This window comes from Pseudooceanicola sp. LIPI14-2-Ac024, assembly GCF_042188925.1.
Taxonomy (GTDB): Bacteria; Pseudomonadota; Alphaproteobacteria; order Rhodobacterales; family Rhodobacteraceae; genus Pseudooceanicola.
In genome coordinates, this window is sequence record NZ_CP170102.1 from 2,083,506 (window position 1) to 2,102,312 (window position 18,807).

18 protein-coding genes are annotated in these 18,807 nt (G+C 67.1%); 5 read left to right on the plus strand and 13 right to left on the minus strand.

Annotation, left to right across the window (positions count from 1 at the left end; all coding sequences use genetic code 11):
* Window positions 1–28: 28 nt before the first annotated feature.
* From ACE2AC_RS10220 to dctP, 3 genes are all read right to left on the minus strand, one after another.
* Window positions 29–1,351, minus strand: coding sequence for a TRAP transporter large permease subunit (locus ACE2AC_RS10220; protein ID WP_375691988.1), 1,323 nt, complete (start codon window positions 1,349–1,351; stop codon window positions 29–31).
* On the minus strand, window positions 1,348–1,920 hold the full coding sequence (locus tag ACE2AC_RS10225; RefSeq protein WP_375691989.1) for a TRAP transporter small permease subunit: 573 nt from the start codon (window positions 1,918–1,920) through the stop codon (window positions 1,348–1,350). The genes ACE2AC_RS10220 and ACE2AC_RS10225 overlap by 4 nt, the downstream gene beginning before the upstream one ends.
* 134 nt (window positions 1,921–2,054) lie before the next feature.
* Window positions 2,055–3,107, minus strand: a complete 1,053-nt coding sequence (gene dctP / locus ACE2AC_RS10230) for a TRAP transporter substrate-binding protein DctP (protein ID WP_375691990.1) — start codon at window positions 3,105–3,107, stop codon at window positions 2,055–2,057.
* Window positions 3,108–3,873: 766 nt separating this feature from the next.
* Here dctP and ACE2AC_RS10235 point away from each other — a divergent pair.
* Together ACE2AC_RS10235 and ACE2AC_RS10240 are read left to right on the plus strand one after the other, a co-directional pair.
* Window positions 3,874–4,485: a TetR/AcrR family transcriptional regulator gene (locus tag ACE2AC_RS10235; RefSeq protein ID WP_375691991.1), complete on the plus strand. Its 612-nt coding sequence runs from the start codon at window positions 3,874–3,876 to the stop codon at window positions 4,483–4,485.
* A 25-nt stretch (window positions 4,486–4,510) separates the two neighbouring features.
* Window positions 4,511–5,068 carry a dienelactone hydrolase family protein gene (locus ACE2AC_RS10240; RefSeq protein ID WP_375691992.1) on the plus strand — a complete coding sequence of 186 codons (558 nt, stop codon included), beginning with the start codon at window positions 4,511–4,513 and terminating at the stop codon, window positions 5,066–5,068.
* Here the strand turns inward: ACE2AC_RS10240 and ACE2AC_RS10245 are convergent.
* From ACE2AC_RS10245 to ACE2AC_RS10275, 7 genes are all read right to left on the minus strand, one after another.
* Entirely contained in the window at window positions 5,065–6,648 is a 1,584-nt protein-coding gene (locus ACE2AC_RS10245) for an ABC transporter ATP-binding protein (protein WP_375691993.1), read from the minus strand. The two genes, ACE2AC_RS10240 and ACE2AC_RS10245, sit on opposite strands and share 4 nt — an antisense overlap.
* Window positions 6,645–7,850, minus strand: a complete 1,206-nt coding sequence (locus tag ACE2AC_RS10250) for an ABC transporter permease (protein WP_375691994.1) — start codon at window positions 7,848–7,850, stop codon at window positions 6,645–6,647. Before ACE2AC_RS10250 ends, ACE2AC_RS10245 begins: the two co-directional genes overlap by 4 nt.
* A gap of 1 nt (window position 7,851) precedes the next feature.
* Complete coding sequence (locus ACE2AC_RS10255; RefSeq protein WP_375691995.1) at window positions 7,852–8,958, minus strand: microcin C ABC transporter permease YejB; 1,107 nt, start codon at window positions 8,956–8,958, stop codon at window positions 7,852–7,854.
* Between the two features lie 9 nt (window positions 8,959–8,967).
* Entirely contained in the window at window positions 8,968–10,893 is a 1,926-nt protein-coding gene (locus ACE2AC_RS10260; protein WP_375691996.1) for an extracellular solute-binding protein, read from the minus strand.
* A gap of 150 nt (window positions 10,894–11,043) precedes the next feature.
* Window positions 11,044–12,024 carry a squalene cyclase gene (locus tag ACE2AC_RS10265; protein ID WP_375691997.1) on the minus strand — a complete coding sequence of 327 codons (981 nt, stop codon included), beginning with the start codon at window positions 12,022–12,024 and terminating at the stop codon, window positions 11,044–11,046.
* 63 nt (window positions 12,025–12,087) lie between these two features.
* Complete coding sequence (locus ACE2AC_RS10270) at window positions 12,088–12,552, minus strand: hypothetical protein (RefSeq protein ID WP_375691998.1); 465 nt, start codon at window positions 12,550–12,552, stop codon at window positions 12,088–12,090.
* 5 nt (window positions 12,553–12,557) lie between these two features.
* Window positions 12,558–13,001, minus strand: a complete 444-nt coding sequence (locus tag ACE2AC_RS10275) for a MarR family winged helix-turn-helix transcriptional regulator (protein ID WP_375691999.1) — start codon at window positions 12,999–13,001, stop codon at window positions 12,558–12,560.
* 75 nt (window positions 13,002–13,076) lie between these two features.
* On the opposite strand from ACE2AC_RS10275, the gene ACE2AC_RS10280 reads away from it, so the two are divergent.
* Window positions 13,077–13,397 (plus strand): antibiotic biosynthesis monooxygenase family protein, encoded by a 321-nt coding sequence (locus ACE2AC_RS10280; protein ID WP_375692000.1) that lies wholly within the window; start codon window positions 13,077–13,079, stop codon window positions 13,395–13,397.
* 67 nt (window positions 13,398–13,464) lie between these two features.
* Here ACE2AC_RS10280 and ACE2AC_RS10285 read toward each other — a convergent pair whose 3' ends face one another.
* Window positions 13,465–13,983: a c-type cytochrome gene (locus tag ACE2AC_RS10285; RefSeq protein ID WP_375692001.1), complete on the minus strand. Its 519-nt coding sequence runs from the start codon at window positions 13,981–13,983 to the stop codon at window positions 13,465–13,467.
* Window positions 13,984–14,111: 128 nt separating this feature from the next.
* On the opposite strand from ACE2AC_RS10285, the gene ACE2AC_RS10290 reads away from it, so the two are divergent.
* A complete protein-coding gene (locus tag ACE2AC_RS10290; protein ID WP_375692002.1) occupies window positions 14,112–14,945 on the plus strand; it encodes a prephenate dehydratase in 834 nt (277 codons plus the stop codon).
* Window positions 14,946–14,954: 9 nt separating this feature from the next.
* On the opposite strand, the gene ACE2AC_RS10295 is transcribed toward ACE2AC_RS10290, so the two are convergent.
* Together ACE2AC_RS10295 and nudC are read right to left on the minus strand one after the other, a co-directional pair.
* Window positions 14,955–15,422, minus strand: a complete 468-nt coding sequence (locus ACE2AC_RS10295; RefSeq protein ID WP_375692003.1) for an SRPBCC family protein — start codon at window positions 15,420–15,422, stop codon at window positions 14,955–14,957.
* A gap of 40 nt (window positions 15,423–15,462) precedes the next feature.
* Window positions 15,463–16,437, minus strand: coding sequence for an NAD(+) diphosphatase (gene nudC / locus ACE2AC_RS10300; RefSeq protein ID WP_375692004.1), 975 nt, complete (start codon window positions 16,435–16,437; stop codon window positions 15,463–15,465).
* A gap of 232 nt (window positions 16,438–16,669) precedes the next feature.
* On the opposite strand from nudC, the gene ACE2AC_RS10305 reads away from it, so the two are divergent.
* Window positions 16,670–18,625: a bifunctional 2',3'-cyclic-nucleotide 2'-phosphodiesterase/3'-nucleotidase gene (locus tag ACE2AC_RS10305; RefSeq protein WP_375692092.1), complete on the plus strand. Its 1,956-nt coding sequence runs from the start codon at window positions 16,670–16,672 to the stop codon at window positions 18,623–18,625.
* Window positions 18,626–18,807: the final 182 nt, after the last annotated feature.

Consider the following 18,807-nt stretch of genomic DNA (forward strand, 5'->3'; position numbering starts at 1 on the left):
CCGGCATGACGCAGGGCGGGCCGTTCGTCTAGCCGTAGAAGAGGTTCGGCAGATACAGAGCGATGCCGGGGATCAGGATGATCAGCAGGACACCGATCAGCGTGACGATCACGTAGGGGATCACCGAGGAATAGATGTCGCCCATCGTCACGCCCGGGGGCGCCACCCCCTTGAGGTAGAACAGGTTGAACCCGAAGGGTGGCGTCATGTAGCCGACCTCCATCATGATGATGAAGAGGATGCCGAACCAGATCGGATCGAAGCCCGACGCCTCGACCACCGGCAGGAACACCGGCAGCGTGATCAGCATGATCCCGACCGGGTCGAGCACCATGCCGAAGATGAAGAGCACCAGCAGCATGAAGGTCAGTGCGCCCCATTTCCCGCCGGGGATGTAGGCCATCAGGTTCTGGATCAGGCTCTGCGCCCCGAGCGCGGTGTAGGCGGTCGAGAAGGCATGTGCCGCGAAGAGGATCCACATGATCAGCGTCGTCAGCTTGAGCGTCGCGATCGAGGCATCGTGGATCACCCGCCAGGAGAGCTGGCGGTTGATCGTGGTGGCCGCGAGCGCGCCGAACACGCCGATGGCCGCCGCCTCGGTCGGGGTGGCGAAGCCGCCGAAGATCGCCCCGAGCACGATGGTCACGATCATGATCGGCAGGATCACCGCCTTGAGCGAGCGCAGTTTCGGCCCCCAGCCCGCGCGTTCCTCCTTGGGCAGGGCCGGGCCCATGTGCGGCTGCAGCCAGCACCGGCCGCCGATGTAGATCGACACCAGCACGAAGAGCGTCAGCCCCGGCCCGATGCCGGCGGCAAAGAGCCGGCCGACCGAGACCTCGGTCAGGAGCGAGTAGAGGACCATCAGGATCGAGGGCGGGATCAGGATGCCCCAGCCGCCGCCCGCGTTGATGGCCCCGAGGGCCATCTTCTTGTCGTACCCCCGTTCCAGCATCTTCGGCAGGGCGATGGTGCCCATGGTCACGACGGCCGCGCCCGAGATGCCGGACATGGCGGCGAAGATCACGCAGATCAGCACCGTGCCGATGGCCAGGCCGCCGCGCAGGCCGCCGAACCAGACGTGCATCATCTCGTAGAGATCGTTCGCCACCCCTGACTTCTCGAGCAGGATGGCCATGAAGACGAAGAGAGGTATCGCCATCAATGTCGGGTTCGACATCGATTCCCACATCTTGGACGCGAGGAGGTAGAACCCGATCTGGCCCATCTCGGAATAGAGGAAGATGACCGAGATGCCGCCGAGCGCGAAGGCCAGCGGCGTGCCGAGCATGACGAAGAGAAGCAGCGACCCGAAAAACAGCAGGGTCAGGATTTCAACACTCAGACCGCTCATTCCTGCAGACCTCCGTGCGCCGCGCGCTCGGCCTCGGATTCATCCGCGGCCGGGACGCCGAAGACGTCGTCGGGGATAGGCTTGCCCCGCAGGACGCGGAAATCGGACCAGAGCCGGACCGCCCCCTGCAGCAGCAGCAGCGTCGCCGCCACCGGGATGAAGGCCTTGGTGGGCCAGAGGTAGGGTTTCCAGATCGAGTTCGAGCGTTCGTTGTCGGCGATCGCCTCGGACGCGAGGTCCCAGCCCTGCCAGAGCAGGATGCCGACGAAGAGGAAGAACAGGGGCGACGTGAGGATGTCGACCTGCGATTTCCGCCGCTGGCTGAAGGTGCCGTAGATGATGTCGACGTTCACGTGGCCGCGTTCGGCCATCAGGTAGCCGCCGCCGATGATGGCGTAGACGCCGAAGATCAGCGTCGCCAGTTCGGCGGTCCAGATCGCCGGCTGGCCGACCAGGTAGCGCATGACCACGTCGGCCAGAAGGAAGACGAAGATGATCAGGACGGCCAGCGAGGCCCATTTCCCGATCCACCTGTTCAGATGCGTGATCGCACGCGCGACCTTCAACATGTCCCAAAACCCCTTGCGTCAGGCATGTGCGACATCGCGCCGGCCCGGCCTGCGGGACGGCGCCTGTCGGCTGCCTCTTGATTGCTGGTAATGCCGCGGCGCGGGGTCACGCGCCGCGGCAGGTGCGCGTCGCCTCAGGCGCCCGAGACGTAGCCCAGGTCGCGCATCAGGCCGACGTAGGCCTCGTAGGCCCGCGCCGCGATCTCGCCCTTGGCCTTTTCCTGTTCCAGGATGTTGGCCGAGGCCGAGGCGAAGAGCTGCAGCACGTCGTCGGGCAGTTGCACGACTTCAACGCCCTGGTTGTTCACGCCGTCGGAGAGCGCGATGGCCTCCTTGTGCATGTACTCGGCCGAGCGCTGGAAGAAGCGGATTTCCATCAGGTCGATGATCGCGGTCCGCAGGTCGGCCGGCAGCTCCTGCAGCTGCTCCTCGTTCATGATAAACGCGTCGATGGTGAAGCCGAGCGCCGGCTTGTAGTGGTACTTGCAGACCTCCCACAGCGACATCGACTGCGCGCCGATCGCCGCGCCCCAGTGGGCGCCGTCGACCACGCCCGAGCTGAGCGACTGGTAGAGTTCCGAGCCGGGGATGTACTGCGGCGCAGCCCCCGCGGCGGCAAGGTAGTCGAGCATGGTCCCGGACGAGCGGATCTTGAGGCCCTTGAAGTCATCCGCGCTCTCGATCTTCTTCGAGACGACCATCTCGGTCGGATAGGATTTCTCGGACATCAGGCGGACGCCGTCGGGGACCAGCTCCTCGTTCACCATTTCCTCGATGCCGAGGTTCTTGGCGGCCTGCTGCGGCTCCCAGTTCTCGCGCAGGGTGCCGGGGATGCCGTAGAGGAAGCCCGCGGCCTGCGCCTTGTCCAGGATGTAGGACGGGCTGAGCGTGCCCATCGGGACCACGCCCTTGCGCACGAGGTTGTAGATGTCGGGGCCCTTGGCGAATTCGCCGGCGCCGAAGAGTTCAAGCTTGAACGCGCCCTCGGTGCGTTCCTCGAGCATGGTGGCGAGCACGCCGAGGCTGTCGTCGAACGAGCTCGACGCCTTGGGCCAGTGCGACTGCACGCGCCAGGTGACCTGTCCCTGGGCAAGACCCTTGCCGATCAGGGCCGGGGTCGCCAGCGTGGCGACCGCGGCTCCACGCAGCATCGCACGGCGGCTCACACGTGTCTGAGTGTTGGTCATGTTATCCTCCCATTCGTGACCTGTCCGAAGTGTTGGCGGACAGCGGTCACTTGGCAAGCCATTTGACCCCCGGCGCGGTCACATCCGTGTCGGCGCGCGCGCCGCAGCGCGGCGCACGGCGCGCTGGCCGACCGGCGGGAACCATTGACACTGTTAAGAAAAATCCCGTCGTGCGCGGCAAAGGTGACGTGAACGGCAATTTCAATCATCCGTTTGAAAACCAAGGGTTTCGGGCTGGTCGGGCCGGTTTCCGGGGGGCGGGACTTTGGCCGGGTGGGGCCGGTCCGGAGGCCCCTAGAACGCCCCGAAACGGGCCGGGGTGCGCCCGGCGGACGGCGCTGCGGGACAGCGGGGCCCGCTTCTCACCTGTCGGGGCGGCGCGTCCGGTTTCACATTTATGGAATTACGTTCCGCAGAGCAGCACTTCGATTCGCCGTTCGGGCGCGCGAAAGTGGCGCGCCTTGGCGTCAGGGGGCGTGGCGACGGGGCGGATTTAGTGAAATTAATTCAGTCGATTAAAGAATTCGGGGCACGCCCCAATCCCGCCGCCGCAGGGCGTCGCGCCGGGGCGTCCCGCTGCCCGTCGCGGCAGCACGCGGCCGAGATGACGCAAGGAAATTCCGAGCGATCACCGATATATGCTGGGTCGCTGGCCGGAAGCATGGCATTCGGCCCGCACACCGGACCGGCCGGAAAATGCTGTTACCGGGGCGTAAGGATCCTGTATCATGGGTCTGCCCAGGCCCCTGCCAAAGGACGTGAACGAATGGCAAACTGGAATGGCGCAGTCGCGTTGCGGGAAGAAATCCGTGAGCTCAAGCGGCGCGCCGCCCTGCGGGTCGCCGCGCGGATCTTCAACGAGAAGGGCTATCACGCCACCTCTCTGGACGAGATCGCGGACGAGATCGGGGTGACGAAGACCGCGCTCTACTACTACTTCAAGAACAAGGAGCAGCTGCTCTACGACTGCCTGCGCCTGACCTACAACTGCGGCCAGAACGCCCGGCTCGAGGCCGAGGCGTCGAATGGCACGGCCTTTGACAAGCTGCAGCTGCTCTACAGGCGGTTCATGGAGAACCTGATGGTCGAGCGCGGGGCCTACACCACCATGGCCAACATCCGCGCCCTGCCCGAGGCGCAGCAGGCGGAACTGCTGGAGCGGCGGCGCAACCTCGACCGGTATTCGCGGATGCTGATCGAGAAGGCGATCGAGGAAGGCGCGCTGCGGCCGGTGGACGTACGGCTGACCTCGAACTTCTTCCTGGGCGCGGTGAACTGGATCCTGCGCTGGCATACCGAGGACGACGCGATGCGGCCCGAGGAGGTTTCGGCGCATTTCCTCGACCTCTTCATGAACGGGATCGTGGCGCGGGACTGAACGCCGCCGCAGGAAAGGATCGGGCATGGCGCACATCGTGCTGTTCCATTCGGTCCTGGGGCTCCGGCCGGTCGAGCACGGGCTGGCCGCGGAATGGCGGCGCGACGGGCACACGGTCACCCTGCCCGACCTCTTCGGCGGGCGCACCGCCGAGACCTACGATGCGGGCTTTGCCATCCTCGAGGACATCGGCCTCGAGACGGTCACCGGGCGGGCGCTGGACGTGGCGGCGGGCCTGCCGGACCGGCCCGTCCTGGCCGGGGTGTCGCTGGGCGCCGGCATGGCAGCGCGGGCCTGGGCGGCGCGGCCCGACGCGCGTGGCGTGCTGCTGCTCTGCGGGCCGGCGCCGTGGCCGGACGAGGTGACGGGCACCCCGGTCCAGATGCATGCCGCCCGGCCCGAACCCTTCGATGACGAGGCGGTGTTCGACGCGTGGAAAGCCGCAAACCCGGGGGCGGACCTGCAGGTGCACCGCTATGACGGGGTCGGGCACTACTTCCTCGACCCGTCCCTGCCAGACTACGGCGCCGCGGCGGATGCGAAGTGCCGGGCGGAGTGCCGGCGGTTCCTGTCCAAGGTCTAGCGCGCGAAGGCGGCTTCGAGCAGGGCCTTGGTGTAGGGCTCCTGCGGCGCGTCGAAGATCTCCTGCGCGGTGCCGCTTTCGACGATGTCGCCGTTCTTCATCACCATCACGCGGTGCGACATGGCGCGGACGACCTTGAGGTCGTGCGAGATGAAGAGGTAGGCCAGCCCGTACTTCGCCTGCAGCTGGCGCAGCAGGTCGACGATCTGGACCTGCACCGTCATGTCGAGCGCCGAGGTCGGTTCGTCCAGGACCACCAGCTTGGGGCGCAGGATCATCGCGCGGGCGATGGCGATGCGCTGGCGCTGGCCGCCCGAGAACTCGTGCGGGTAGCGGTCCATCATCGCGGGGTCGAGGCCGACCTCGGTCATCACCTCGGACACCAGCTGGCGCGGGGGCTTGTTGCTGGCGATCTTGTGGACGCCCAGCCCCTCGGCGATGATCTGTTCGCAGGTCATGCGGGGGCTGAGGCTGCCGAAAGGGTCCTGGAACACGATCTGCATGTCGGCACGGGCATGGCGCAGGTCACCCGTCGACCAGCGCCGGACATCCTGCCCGTCGAAGGTGATCCCGCCCTCGGACTGGATCAGCCGCATCACGGCCAGCGCCAGCGTCGTCTTGCCCGAGCCGCTTTCGCCGACGATGCCCAGTGTCTCGCCCGCGCGGACGTGGATCGAGGCGGCGTTCACCGCCTTGACGTGGCCCACCGTCTTGCGGAAGAGGCCGCGCTGGATCGGGAACCAGATGCGCAGGTCGTCGGTCGCCACCAGCTCGGCCGCGCCCTGCGGCACCGGCGCGGGCTGGCCCGAGGGTTCGGCGGCCAGCAGCATCCGGGTGTAGGGGTGCTGCGGGTTGGCAAAGATCTCGGCCGTGCGGCCGCTTTCGACAACCTCGCCGGACTTCATCACGTAGACCCGGTCGGCGATGCGGCGGACGATGGCGAGGTCGTGGGTGATGAAGAGCATCCCCATCCCCTCGCTCTGCTTGAGCTCGGCCAGCAGGTCGAGGATCTGGGCCTGGATCGTCACGTCTAGGGCGGTGGTCGGTTCGTCCGCGACCAGCAGGTGCGGCTTGTTGGCCAGCGCCATGGCGATCATCACCCGCTGCCGCTGCCCGCCCGAGAGCTGGTGCGGATAGGCGGTCAGCCGGCTTTCGGCGTCGCGGATGCCGACGCGGTTCAGCAGGTCGAGAATGCGGGCGCGCGCCGTCTCTCCGGTCAGGCCCTGGTGCAGGGCCAGCGATTCCCCCATCTGCTTTTCGATCGTGTGCAGCGGGTTGAGCGAGGTCATCGGCTCCTGGAAGATGAAGGAGATGTCGTTGCCGCGGACCTTCTGCAGCACCTTCTGCGGCGCGCCGATCATCTCCTGCCCGTTGAAGGTGACGGAGCCCGCGACCTCGGCGTTGTCGCCCAGCAGCGAGACGGTCGAGAGCGCCGAGACCGACTTGCCCGAACCGGATTCGCCCACGATGGCGACGGTTTCGCCCTGTTCGACGGTGAAGCTCACACCCTTGACGGCGGCCACGCTCTGCCCGTCCTGCCGGAACGAGACGCGCAGGTCCTTCACTTCGAGCATGCTCATTGGAACGTCTTTCTCGGGTCGAAGGCATCGCGCACGCCTTCGAAGATGAAGACCAGCAGCGACAGCATGATCGCGAAGGTGAAGAAGGCGGTGAAGCCCAGCCACGGCGCCTGCAGGTTCTGTTTCGCCTGCAGCGTCAGTTCGCCCAGCGACGGCGCCGAGGACGGCAGGCCGTAGCCCAGGAAGTCGAGCGTGGCGAGCGAACCGATGGTCCCGGTCACGATGAAGGGCAGCATGGTGAGCGTCGCCACCATCGCGTTCGGCAGCATGTGGCGGAACATGATCGTCCAGTTCGACACGCCGAGCGCCTTGGCCGCACGCACGTATTCGAGGTTCCGGGCGCGCAGGAATTCCGCCCGCACCACGCCGACCAGCGCCGGCCAGCCGAAGAGGATCATCAGCCCGACCAGCAGCCAGAAACTTCGGCCCAGGATCGCGAAGAGGATGATGATGATGTAGAGCATCGGGATGCCCTGCCAGATCTCGATGATCCGCTGGAAGGTCAGGTCGATCCAGCCGCCCTTGAAGCCCTGGATGGCCCCCGCGACGATGCCGATGATCGAGGCCGCGAAGGTCACGATCAGGGTGAAGAGGATCGACAGCCGGAAGCCGTAGATCACCCGAGCCAGCACGTCGCGCTTGGTGTCGTCGGTGCCGAGCCAGTTCTGGCTGTTCGGCGGCAGCGGCGCCGCGCCGGGACGGTCGACGGGGGTGTCGAAGGAATAGGGGATCAGCGGCCAGATCGCCCAGCCGGTCTCGACCGCCTCGCCGTCCACCATGCCGTCGGCGGCCGCGTCGACGATCACGCCGTCGGGGTCGTCGAAACAGGTGTCGAGCCCGCCGGTGGCGATCAGGCACTGGACCTCGGGGTCGGTATAGATCGCCTCGGTCTGGAAATCGCCGCCGAAGGTGGTTTCCGGGTAGAAGTTGAAGATCGGCATGAAGAGCTCGCCGCGATAGCTGACGAGGATCGGCTTGTCGTTGGCGATGAACTCGGCGAACAGCGACAGGCCGAACAGGATCGAGAAGATGATCAGAGACCAGTAGGCGCGGCCGTTGCGGCGGAAGTTGCGCCAGCGGCGCTGGTTCAGCGGCGACAGGCGCGACGGCTTGCCCCTTGCGGGCGGCGGCGGGGCGTCACCCGGGCGCAGCGGTTCGGGCGCGGCGGTGGTGTCGAGCGGGGTCTGCGGCGCGTTGACCATCTCAGCCCTCCCGCTTTTCAAAGTCGATGCGGGGATCGACGAAGACATACATCAGGTCCGACAGGATGCCGACCACGAGGCCCAGCAGCGAGAAGACGAAGAGCGTCCCGAAGATCACCGGGTAATCGCGCGAGACGGTCGCCTCGAATCCCAGCCGTCCGAGGCCGTCGAGCGAGAACAGCGTCTCGATGATTATGGACGACCCGAAGAACACCGCCACGAAGACCGCCGGGAAGCCCGCGATCACGATCAGCATCGCGTTGCGGAAGACGTGGCCATAGAGCACCCGGCTTTCCGGCAGGCCCTTGGCGCGGGCGGTGATGACGTAGTGCTTCTTGATCTCGTCCAGGAACGAGTTCTTGGTCAGCAGCGTCAGGGTCGCGAAGCTGGCGATCGTGGTGGCGATCACCGGCAGGGTGATGTGCCAGAAGTAGTCGAGGATCTTGCCGTACCACGGCAGCTGGTCCCAGTTGTCCGAGGTCAGGCCGCGCAGCGGGAAGATCTGCCAGTAGCTGCCGCCGGCAAAGAGGACGAGCAGCAGGATGGCGAAGAGGAAGCCGGGGATGGCGTAGGCCGCGATGATGACGCCCGAGGTCCAGGTGTCGAAGCGCGAGCCGTCGCGCACGGCCTTGCGGATGCCGAGCGGGATCGACACGGCATAGGCGATCAGCGTCGACCAGAGGCCCAGCGTGATCGAGACCGGCAGCTTGTCCCAGACCAGCGACATGACGCTCTGCTTGCTGAAGTAGCTCTCGCCGAAATCGAGGCGCATGTAGCTCCACATCATGTCGAGGAAGCGCTGCAGCGGCGGCTTGTCGAAGCCGAATTCCTTTTCCAGCTGGGCGATGAACTCAGGCGGCAGGCCGCGCGCGCCCTCGTACTTGCTGTCCGAGCCGAGCGCGCCGATGCCTTCAGTCAGGCCAACGTTGCCCGCGTCGGTGCCCGAGCCCGAGATGCCCTGGAACACGTCGCCTTCGCCCTGGACCTGGGCAATGATCTGTTCGATCGGCCCGCCGGGGACGAACTGGGTGAGGGTGAAGTTGATGACCATGATCCCGAACAGGGTCGGAATCACCAGCAGCAACCTGCGAAGGATGTAGGCTCCCATGGGTGCGGCTTACCTCAGTGCGCCCGCGGCCCGCAATTGCTCAGCCTTCTCGGCATCGTACCACCAGTAGTCGAGATAGCCGAGGTCGTAGGGCGCGATCTCTTCGGGGTGGCTGTACATGTCCCAGTAGGCCACCCAGTGGTTGGCCTTGTACCAGGCCGGCACGATGAAGAACTCGTTGCGCAGCGCCCGGTCGAGCACGCGGAGCGAGGTGTCCTGGTCCGCCTGGGTCGAGGTTTCGAGCGCCTTATCGATGATCGCGTCGACCAGCGGAGAGGCGAGGCCGGCGGGGTTGAAGAGGCTGAATTCCGCCTCGGCCGAGCCGAAGACCTGCCGCAGGCCGGTGCCGACGCCCAGGAACACGCGGTAGGCGTCGAACAGGATGTCGTAGTCGCGGTCGCGTTCGCGGTTGGTGTATTGCGACGGGTCGACCTTTTCCATCTTCGCGTCGACACCCATCAGCTGCATGTTCTGCACGAAGGTCTCGATCACCGATTCCAGCACCGCGGCGCCGGAGGAGTTGACGGGAATCTCGATGGTCAGCAGCTCGCCGTTGGCATTGCGGCGCTTGCCGTCGGCGCCGACGGTCCAGCCGGCCTCGTCCAGCAGCTTCATCGCGGTGCGCAGGTTGCGGCGGTCGTTCAGGCGGGCGGAATCGGAGGTGTGCGCCATCCGCACCTCGCCGTTCATCACCTCGTCCGGGACCTCGACCGGGAGCGTCTCCATGAAGGCCTTTTCCTCGGCCGAGGGCGCGCCGGTGGCTTCGAGCGGGGTGCCCTGGATGAACGAGTTGCGCTGGTCGAAGAGGCCGTACTGCAGGCTCTCGTTCGTCCATTCGAAGTTGTAGGCCAGCGCCAGGGCCTCGCGCACGCGCTTGTCCTTGAGCGCCTCGCGCCCGAGGTTGAAGACGAAGCCCGAGTTCGACGGCGGCGCGCCGTCGGGCAGTTCCTCTTTCACGACGTAGCCGCGCTGCGCGGCGGGGAAGTCGTAGGAGGTGGCCCAGAGGCGGGAATTGCCTTCCTCGCGGAAGGTGTATTCGCCGGCCTTGAAGGCCTCGAAGGCAGCGGTCTCGTCGGCGAAGTATTCCACGCGGATGCGGTCGAAGTTGTGCCGGCCGATGTTCACAGGCAGGTCCTTGCCCCAGTAGTCGGGGTTGCGGGCATAGACGATGCGGCGATTGACCTCGAAATCCTCGATCGTGTACGGGCCCGAGCCCGGCGAGGTTTCCAGCCGCGGCTCGTCGAGGCGGGCGCCGGTTTCCTCGAACCACTTCTGCGAGAAGACCGGGGTGGAGCCGACCTGGTCGATCAGCGACCGGCGCGAGATGTCATCGGCAAAGTCGAAACGGACGGTGTAGTCGTCCAGCGCCTCGGCGTTGGTGATCCGCTTCTTCACCGCGATGGCGTAGGACGGCAGGCCCTGTTCGAGAAAGAGGTTGTGGGTGAAGACCACGTCGTGCGCGGTCAGCGGCGTGCCGTCCGAGAATGTCACGTCGTCCCGCATGTGGAAGATGACGTAGGTCTTGCCCTCGTCGTATTCGAGGCTCTCGCACAGCACGCAGTACATCGAGCCGTATTCGTCGGCCGGCGCGTTGCCGTCCATCAGGCTCTCGTAGATCGTCGAGGACAGCACCGCCGCCCGCCCCTTGCGGGAGTAGGGGTTGAGGCTGTCGAAGGTGCCCTGCGCAGCCAGCGCGATCTCTCCGCCCTTGGGGGCGTCGGGGTTCACGTAGTCGAAATGCGCGTAGTCGGCGGGGTATTTCAGCTCGCCGAAGAAGTTGTAGCCATGGGACTTGGTGACCTCACCGCTGTCCTGCGCGCGGGCCTGCCCGGCGAGGATCAGGGCCGCGGCGGCGCCGACGGCCAGGGCAAGTCCGCGCCAAGGCAGGGGGCGGGCATGACTGGCGCTGCGGGCGCGGGACGGCGTTTGGTGCATCGGGGTCCTCCGGTTCGGGCGGCTGAGTGGGCCTCCGCCATTGGCACGTAAGCTAAAGGAGCGCATCGGCCACGTTCAAGTTGAGAATACGTGACAGGCGCGTGATTGATTTCCGCCACGGCAGCGGGGAAATGCCGGTTTTGCGGGCGATCAGGGCTCTGCCGCGCTCTCGTCCCACCAGCGGAGCACGCGGAGCGCCCGCAGCGTCAACCAGCGCGAGGGCTGGCCGGGGCCGGGCTCCATCTCGAACCAGGTGCGGCCGCGCAGGACCCAGTCGGCGGCCCAGGTGCCGTCCTCGCGCCGTTTCAGCCTGAGATGAGTGATCGCGTCGCGCAGGCGCGGGTCGGCGTCGGCCCCGTCCCAGAGGCCGCTGGCGCGGAAGTGGTCGAGCGCGCGCAGCACGTCGTAGCGCCAGCGCAGCGGGTAGGCGAGCTTGAGGAAGGTGTCGTCGGCCAGCGCCCCGGTGCCAAGCTGGCGGTAGAGGCCACGGGCCAGGAGGTAATCCTCGCCCGAACGGCGGGCGGCGCGGGAGGCGGCGGTCCCGCCGGTGGCGCGCTCGAATTCCAGCAGCCCTTCGAGCACGTTGATCGTGCTGGCGAAGGAGGATTTGACCGAGCCGTTGCAGCGTTCGCAGTTCCAGCCGCCGTCGGGCTGCACCTCGTCCACCAGCCGGGCCACGATGGGGGCCACGTCGACGCCGAAATAGGCACCGTCGGCGACGGTGCGGCCGTTGATGCATTCCTCGACCTCGCCCTGCCAGAACGGCTGGCCGCCCTCTTCCCACTTGGCGTTGCGGCCGACCAGGTCGACGGTTGCCGCCGCCCGTTCGCTGCCGGGGTCGAGGCCGAAGTCGCGCAGCTGCGTGAGGGCAAAGGTCGTGGCGGTCCAGGGCTGTCCCTCGGCCTGGATGGTGGACCAGTCGAAATCCGCGGGTGCGAATGCCCCGCCCGCCCAGAGGCCGTCGCTGTCCTGGCAGGCCAGCAGGCGGGCGCCCCAGCCGTGGGTCTCGACCCGCGCGCGTTCGGCCTGCCAGTCCGCCTCGGGCGCGTCGAAGAGATCGCGCATCACCTGCCAGCGGATCGCCGGGTCGCCCTGCATGAGCCAGTCGATCACCTTGCCGTCGTCGGTCATCCGCGCCTCCCACACGTCATCGGTGACAGGCTACGCCGGTGACGCGGGGACGCAAGGGGGCCGTCAGGCGTGGATGCGGGCGGCCCGCAACGCGACGGTGCCGTGGTCGATGCGGGCGAGGAACGTGCGGGCGCGGGCGACCGGGTCGCCGTGGTACTGGCCCGGGCCAAGCATCTTGCGGGCGTTGAGCGCGTCGGTGTCGAGCAGGTCGAAATCGACGGGCGCGACGGTGCAGGTCCACCCCGCGTCGGTCAGCCGCGACCAGCCGCGGGCATGGTGGCGCAATAGGCTGGTGCGGAGGCTGTAGCCATGGAAATCGAAGGCCACGGTGCCGTCGGTGACAAAGATGTGGTTGCCGGGCCGGTCATCCGCGGGACGAATCCGTTCGGCCCGGAACCCCGGCAGCGGCGGATCGGAAAGGTATACCCCGGCGAGGATGTGGCAGGCGCCGTGGCCAAAGAACACGCGGTCGGGCAGGTGCCAGCGGCGGAGCGGATCGCGCTTGATCCCCGGTTTGAGCCTGTACATCCCGCTCAGCCGTCGAGGTGCTGGCGCAGGCGGATCAGCGCGGCCTCGGCGGCGGCGACATCGGTGTCCGCAAGGGCCTGCGCGATGCTGGCGGTCCAGTCGATGCGCCGGGCCTCGGCCTCGGCCAGGACCTTGCGACCGCCATCGGTGGGTGTGACGAGCCGGGCGCGCTGGTGCGCCGGGTTGTCCTGCATCGCGACGAAGCCCGCGGCCTCGAGTTCGTTGACCACGCGCTGCACGGACTGTCGCGCCTGCCCGAGGCTGCGGGCGATGCCCGAGACGGTCAGCCGGTCGGGGCCGAAGGCCGCGGTGCTGAGCACCTGCCAGCGCGCGCTGCTGAGCCCGAGATCGCCGACCAGCGCATCGCCCGCCGCCGCCAGCCGCCCGCCGAGGCGCAGCACCTCGAAGATCAGGCGTCCGGTGGTGTCGGTGGTCGCGTCGTCGGTCATGATGCCATTCCACATATTGACAGCCTGCTGTCAACTTCCGATATTCGACAGCATGCTGTCATAATGGAGGTTCCCATGTCAGACGTGGTCTATCGCATCGACAGGTTCGTGGTGCCCGCACCCGCCCGCGACGCCTTTCTGGAACGGGTCCGGCAGACCCACGCGGTGCTGCGCGACTGTCCCGGTTTCGTGCGCGATACATTGGTCGAGCAGCCGCTGGCCGAGGGGCGGAGCGCCATCCTGACGCTGGTCGAATGGACCGGCCAGCCGGCGATCGAGGCGGCCCGTGACCGGGTGGGTGCGGCGCAGCGCGCGGACGGCTTCCGCCCGGCGGAGTTCATGGCCGGGCTGGGCGTGCAGGCGGAATTCGGGGTCTACCGCGACCTCAGACCGTGAGCCGCAAACGAAAAGGGCCGCCGACCTGTCGGTCGGCGGCCCCTGCCCGGCGCATGGCCGGTCGGGATCAGTTCAGCGTCGCGAGATAGGCGATCAGGTCGGCACGGTCCTGGGCCTTCTTGATGCCGGCGAAGGACATCTTGGTGCCGGGAGCGGCGCTTTTCGGGTTCTCGATGAAGATGTCGAGGTTCTCGGGGTGCCAGACTTCGAAGTGCTCTTCCAGGGCGCCGGAATAGGCAAAGCCTTCGACCGAGTCGACCGCGCGTTCGACCACGCCGTCGAGGTGCGGGCCGGTGGCGTTGGTGCCGTCGATCTTGTGGCAGGCCTTGCACTTGTTGAAGACCTTGGCGCCGGCTTCGGGGTCGGCCGAGGCGTAGAGCTCTTCGAAGGCGGGGCCTTCCTCTTCGGCCGCGCCACCCTCTTCGGCGCCGGTTTCGATCACGTAGGCCTGGGCATGATCTTCGCCGTGACCGTGGTCGCCGCCAACGGTGAACATGGCCGTGGCGACCCAGGCGGTGAGCAGGAAGACAAGAAGCGCCCCGCAGAAACCGCCCACAATCTTGGTCAAAGTCATCGTATCGAACATGGAGTCGCGCGCCCTTTGCTGGATTCCGTACGTTTTGGCGGGTATCTATCCGCTTCACCTTGGCCTGCGCAAGGTGTAGTTACCGCGACCAATCGCCCGCCCCCGGGGGAGCAACGACCGGCAGGACCATGACAACACGTATCGCTTTCCAGGGGGAACTCGGCTCCTATTCGCACCAGGCCTGCGCCGAGGCGCGGCCGGATCACGTGCCGGTGGCGTGCAAGACCTTTGAAGAGGCGATCGAGGCGGTGAAGAGCGGCGCCGCCGACCTGGCGATGCTGCCGGTGGAAAATTCCACCTACGGGCGGGTCGCGGACATCCATTCGCTGCTGCCGCAGTCGGGCCTGCACATCATCGAAGAACATTTCGTCCGGGTCCGGATCAGCCTGATGGCGCTGCCCGGTGTGACCCTGGACGAGGTCGAGAAGGTGCGCGCCCACCTCGTGCTGGTGCCGCAGGCGCGGGCCTTCCTGCGCGAACACGGGATCCGGTCCGAGACCGCCGCCGACAGCGCGGGCGCGGCGGCGGAACTGGCCAAGAGCGGCGACCGGCGGTCCGGGGTGCTGGCCTCGGCGCTGGCGGCCGAGATCTACGGGCTGGAGGTGCTGGCCTCCGACGTTGAGGACCACGGCCACAACACCACCCGCTTTCTGCTGATGTCGCCCGAGATCGACGAGAGCGAGCGCGGGGATCACGGCATGTTGACGACCTTCGTCTTCGAGGTGCGCAACATTCCGGCGGCGCTCTACAAGGCCATGGGTGGCTTTGCGACCAACGGCGTCAACATGACCAAGCTGGAAAGCTACATGAAGAACGGGTCGTTCACCGCGACCCAGTTCTATGCAGACATCGAGGGGCATCCCGAGGATCCGGCCGTGGCGCGCGCGCTGGACGAGCTGCGCTATTTCACCTCGTACCTCGAGATCCTGGGCGTCTACCCGGCGGACGCGCGCCGCCACTGAGGGCGGGCGTCAGGCCTGGCGGCGGGCGCGATCCTCGATCGCGCGGCCGTACTTGGCCAGCCGCGCCTCCATCCGCGTGACAAGGCTTGCCTTGGCCAGCTTCAGCGACTGCACCAACAGCCGGGCGGAGAGGGTGTTGGGCGTCAGCTCGGTGTGCAGCTTCATCCGCGTGGCCTGCGGCGACAGCGCGACCAGTTCGATCCAGCAGGTGGCGTCGAGGCCCGCGCTCTCGGCCTCGAACCGCATGCCGTTCGGCCGGTCGTAATCGGTCATCCGCACCGTCGTCTCGCGCCGCCGCCCGCGCAGGTCGAAGGCCGCGTCCCAGGTCATGCCGACGCCGGGCACGGCCAAGGTGTCGGTCCGCTCGATGGTCGCGCCGCGCTGCACGGCGCCGTGCAGGAAGCGGTCGAAATCCGACACCTCGGCAAACACCTGGTCAATCGGCGCGTCGATGTCCTGCTTGGCGACAAGTTTCATGCCCGGCTCCCCTGCCCTGTCTGCGCTCTGCCCATGTCCGTCACTCCAGCCGGTCCGCAAGCCAGTTACGCAGCAGGAACTCGGCAATCGCGCCGCGGCGCGGCGCCTTGATCGCGGGATGTTCGCCGGCGAAGACCTCGGCCATCTCCTCGCGCGGGAGCCAGAAGGCCTGTTCCAGTTCGATTGGGTCGATGTCGATCTCGCGCCCCGTCGCCTCGCCCCGGCAGCCGATCATCAGCGAGGCCGGGAAGGCCCAGGGCTGGCTGGCGAGGTAGGAGACCGGGCCGACGGGCACGCGGGTCTCCTCCATCACCTCGCGGCGGACGGCGGCCTCGATCGTCTCGCCCGGTTCGACAAAGCCGGCGAGCAGGGAGTACATCCCCGCGGGCCAGCCCGGAGAGCGGCCGAGCAGGACGTCGTTGCCATGGGTGATCAGCATGATCACCACCGGGTCGGTGCGCGGAAAGTGCTGGCCGCCGCAGTCGTCGCAATGGCGCTGCCAGCCGGCCATCACCATGCGGCTGTGGCTGCCGCAGCGTGCGCAGAAGCGGTGGCTCTCATGCCAGGAATAGACCGCCTTGGCGGTCGCGGCGAGTTCGGCGTCGCGCGGGGTGAGCTGCGCCATGATCACCCGCAGTTCGCCGAAGAGATGGCCTTCGTCCTGCTCGGGGTGCTTGGGCAGTTCGACCTCGTGCCGCCGTCCGGGGCCGGCGTCGTGCACCGGCGCGCCCTCGGGCCGCCAGGCCGAGATGTCCTGCCCGAAGATCAGCCCGTCCTCGTCCCGGCCCAGCAGGATCGGCACCTCGTCCCCGATGGCCAGCAGCGGATGGTCCATCGGCAGGCGGGCCAGGGCGGGGGCATCGCCGCCGTCGAGCAGCGGGTTGCCGCGCCAGAGCACGATGCAGCGCGAGGTGCCCGCGCCGCGGGCGAACCGCAGCACGTCCTCGTTGCCGCGCAGCTCGGCCGCCCTGTCCAATCCCGATCCGCCGAAAGTGACCTGTTCCGCTATCCGCATACCGACCTCCCCTTTTTCGGCCAAAGTGACGTGACCGTCAGGGAAGTGCAATCGCGCAGGCAATCAGAAAGGATTCCCAATAGATGCATGTTTCATGTATCATTAGGCGGAGGCTCGCGAAAAATTCGGAGCCACGTCAAAAAAGCTTAACGGCGCTGTCACGAACGGGGACACCATTCCGCCCAGACGGAATCAGGAGGTCACAGGATGACACGCTCGAACTCGAAACACGCTGAACCGCCGGACGTTCCTGTCCGGCACTATTGCCGGTGCAGGTTTGATCACGCTCCACCCTTTCTCGGCCCGGGCGGCATCGCAGCAGGCGCACCTCCGCATCATGGAGACGACGGACCTTCATGTGCATGTTTTTCCGTACAATTATTACGCCGACAAGCCGGATGACACGGTCGGCCTGGCCCGCACCGCGGCGCATATCAACGACATCCGCGCCGAGGCGACCAACGCGCTGCTGATCGACAACGGCGACTTCCTCCAGGGCAACCCGATGGGCGATTACGTGGCCTATGAACGGGGCATGAAAGAGGGCGACGTCCACCCGGTCATCAAGGCGATGAACACGCTCGGCTTCGACGCCTCGACGCTCGGCAACCACGAATTCAACTATGGCCTCGATTTCCTGATGAAATCGGTGGCGGGGGCGGAATTCCCCATCGTCTCGGCCAACGTGGCCAAGGAAATGGGCGCCACCCCGACCGAGGACAAGACGCTGCTGCCGCCCTACGTGATCCTCGACCACACGGTGACCGACGGCGCAGGCCAGGAGCATGCGATCAAGGTCGGCCTGATCGGTTTCGTGCCGCCGCAGATCATGAACTGGGATCGCAAGCACCTCGAGGGCAACGTCAACGCCCGCGACATCGTCGAGACCGCCAAGGCCTGGGTGCCGCAGATGAAGGAGGCCGGCGCCGACATCATCGTGGCGCTCAGCCATTCCGGCATCGGGTCGGCCGATCACACCGACGGGATGGAGAACGCAAGCGTCCCGCTGGCCGAGGTCGAGGGGATCGACGCGGTTCTGACCGGGCATTCGCACCTCGTCTTCCCCTCGCCGACCTACGACGGCTACGCCGCGGTCGACGCGGCCAAGGGCACGATCCACGGAAAGCCCGCCACGATGGGCGGTTTCTGGGGCTCCCACATGGGGCTGATCGACCTGATGCTGGAGAAGGACGGCAACGAGTGGCGGGTGCTGATGCACGACGTCTCGACCCGGCCGATCTACCAGCGGAACGAGGACCGGTCGATCACCGCGCTGGTCGAGAGCAGCGCCGATGTCGAAGCCTCGGTGCAGGAAGAGCACGACGCGACGCTGGAGTACGTCCGCCGCGCGGTCGGCAAGACTGATGCGCCGCTCTATTCCTACTTTGCGCTCGTGGCCGACGACCCGTCGGTGCAGATCGTGTCGATCGCCCAGACCTGGTACATCGCCGAGATGATGAAGGGCACGGAACACGAGGGGCTGCCGCTGCTCTCTGCCGCGGCCCCCTTCAAGGCCGGCGGCCGGGGCGGGCCGGAGTACTACACCGACGTGCCGGTCGGGGACGTGGCGATCAAGAACGTCGCCGACCTCTACCTCTACCCCAACACGATCCGCGCGGTGAAGATCAACGGCGCGCAGCTCAAGGGGTGGCTGGAACGGTCGGCCGGGGCGTTCAACCAGGTCGCGCCGGGGGCGCAGGACGCGCCGCTGCTGAACCCGGATTTCCCCAGCTACAACTTTGACGTGATGGACGGGGTCACCTACCAGATCGACCTGAGCCAGCCGTCGCGGTTCGACGCCAAGGGTGTCGAGACCAATCCCGACGCCAGCCGCATCGTGAACCTTGCCTACGACGGACAGCCGGTGACCGACGAGATGGAATTCATCGTCGCCACCAACAACTACCGCGCCTCGGGCGGTGGCGGTTTCCCGGGGGCCATGGGTGACACCATCGTCTTTGAGGGGCCGGACACCAACCGCGACGTGATCGTCCGCTACATCGTCGACCAGGGGACGATCCATCCCTCGGCCGATGCCAACTGGACCTTTGCGCCGATGGACGGCACCACCGTGCTGTTCGAGACCGGGCCGAAGGGCGCGGACTATGCCGACAGCGTCAAGGGCGTCTCGATCGAGCCGGCCGGCGACGGCGCGGACGGCTTCGCGCTTTACCGCATCACGCTCTGACCCCGGGCGAAACAGGTTCGAGGGGCGCGTCCTGCGGGGCGCGCCCTTTCGTTTCGGGCCACACCGTTCAACCGCAGCGCATGAATGTGATTTCATCGCGGTGCGGATGCCCCCGCCCCGGCGCGCCCCTATCGTCGCGGGCCGAGGGGGAGCCCATGCAGATCGACGCGTTTCTCAACCCC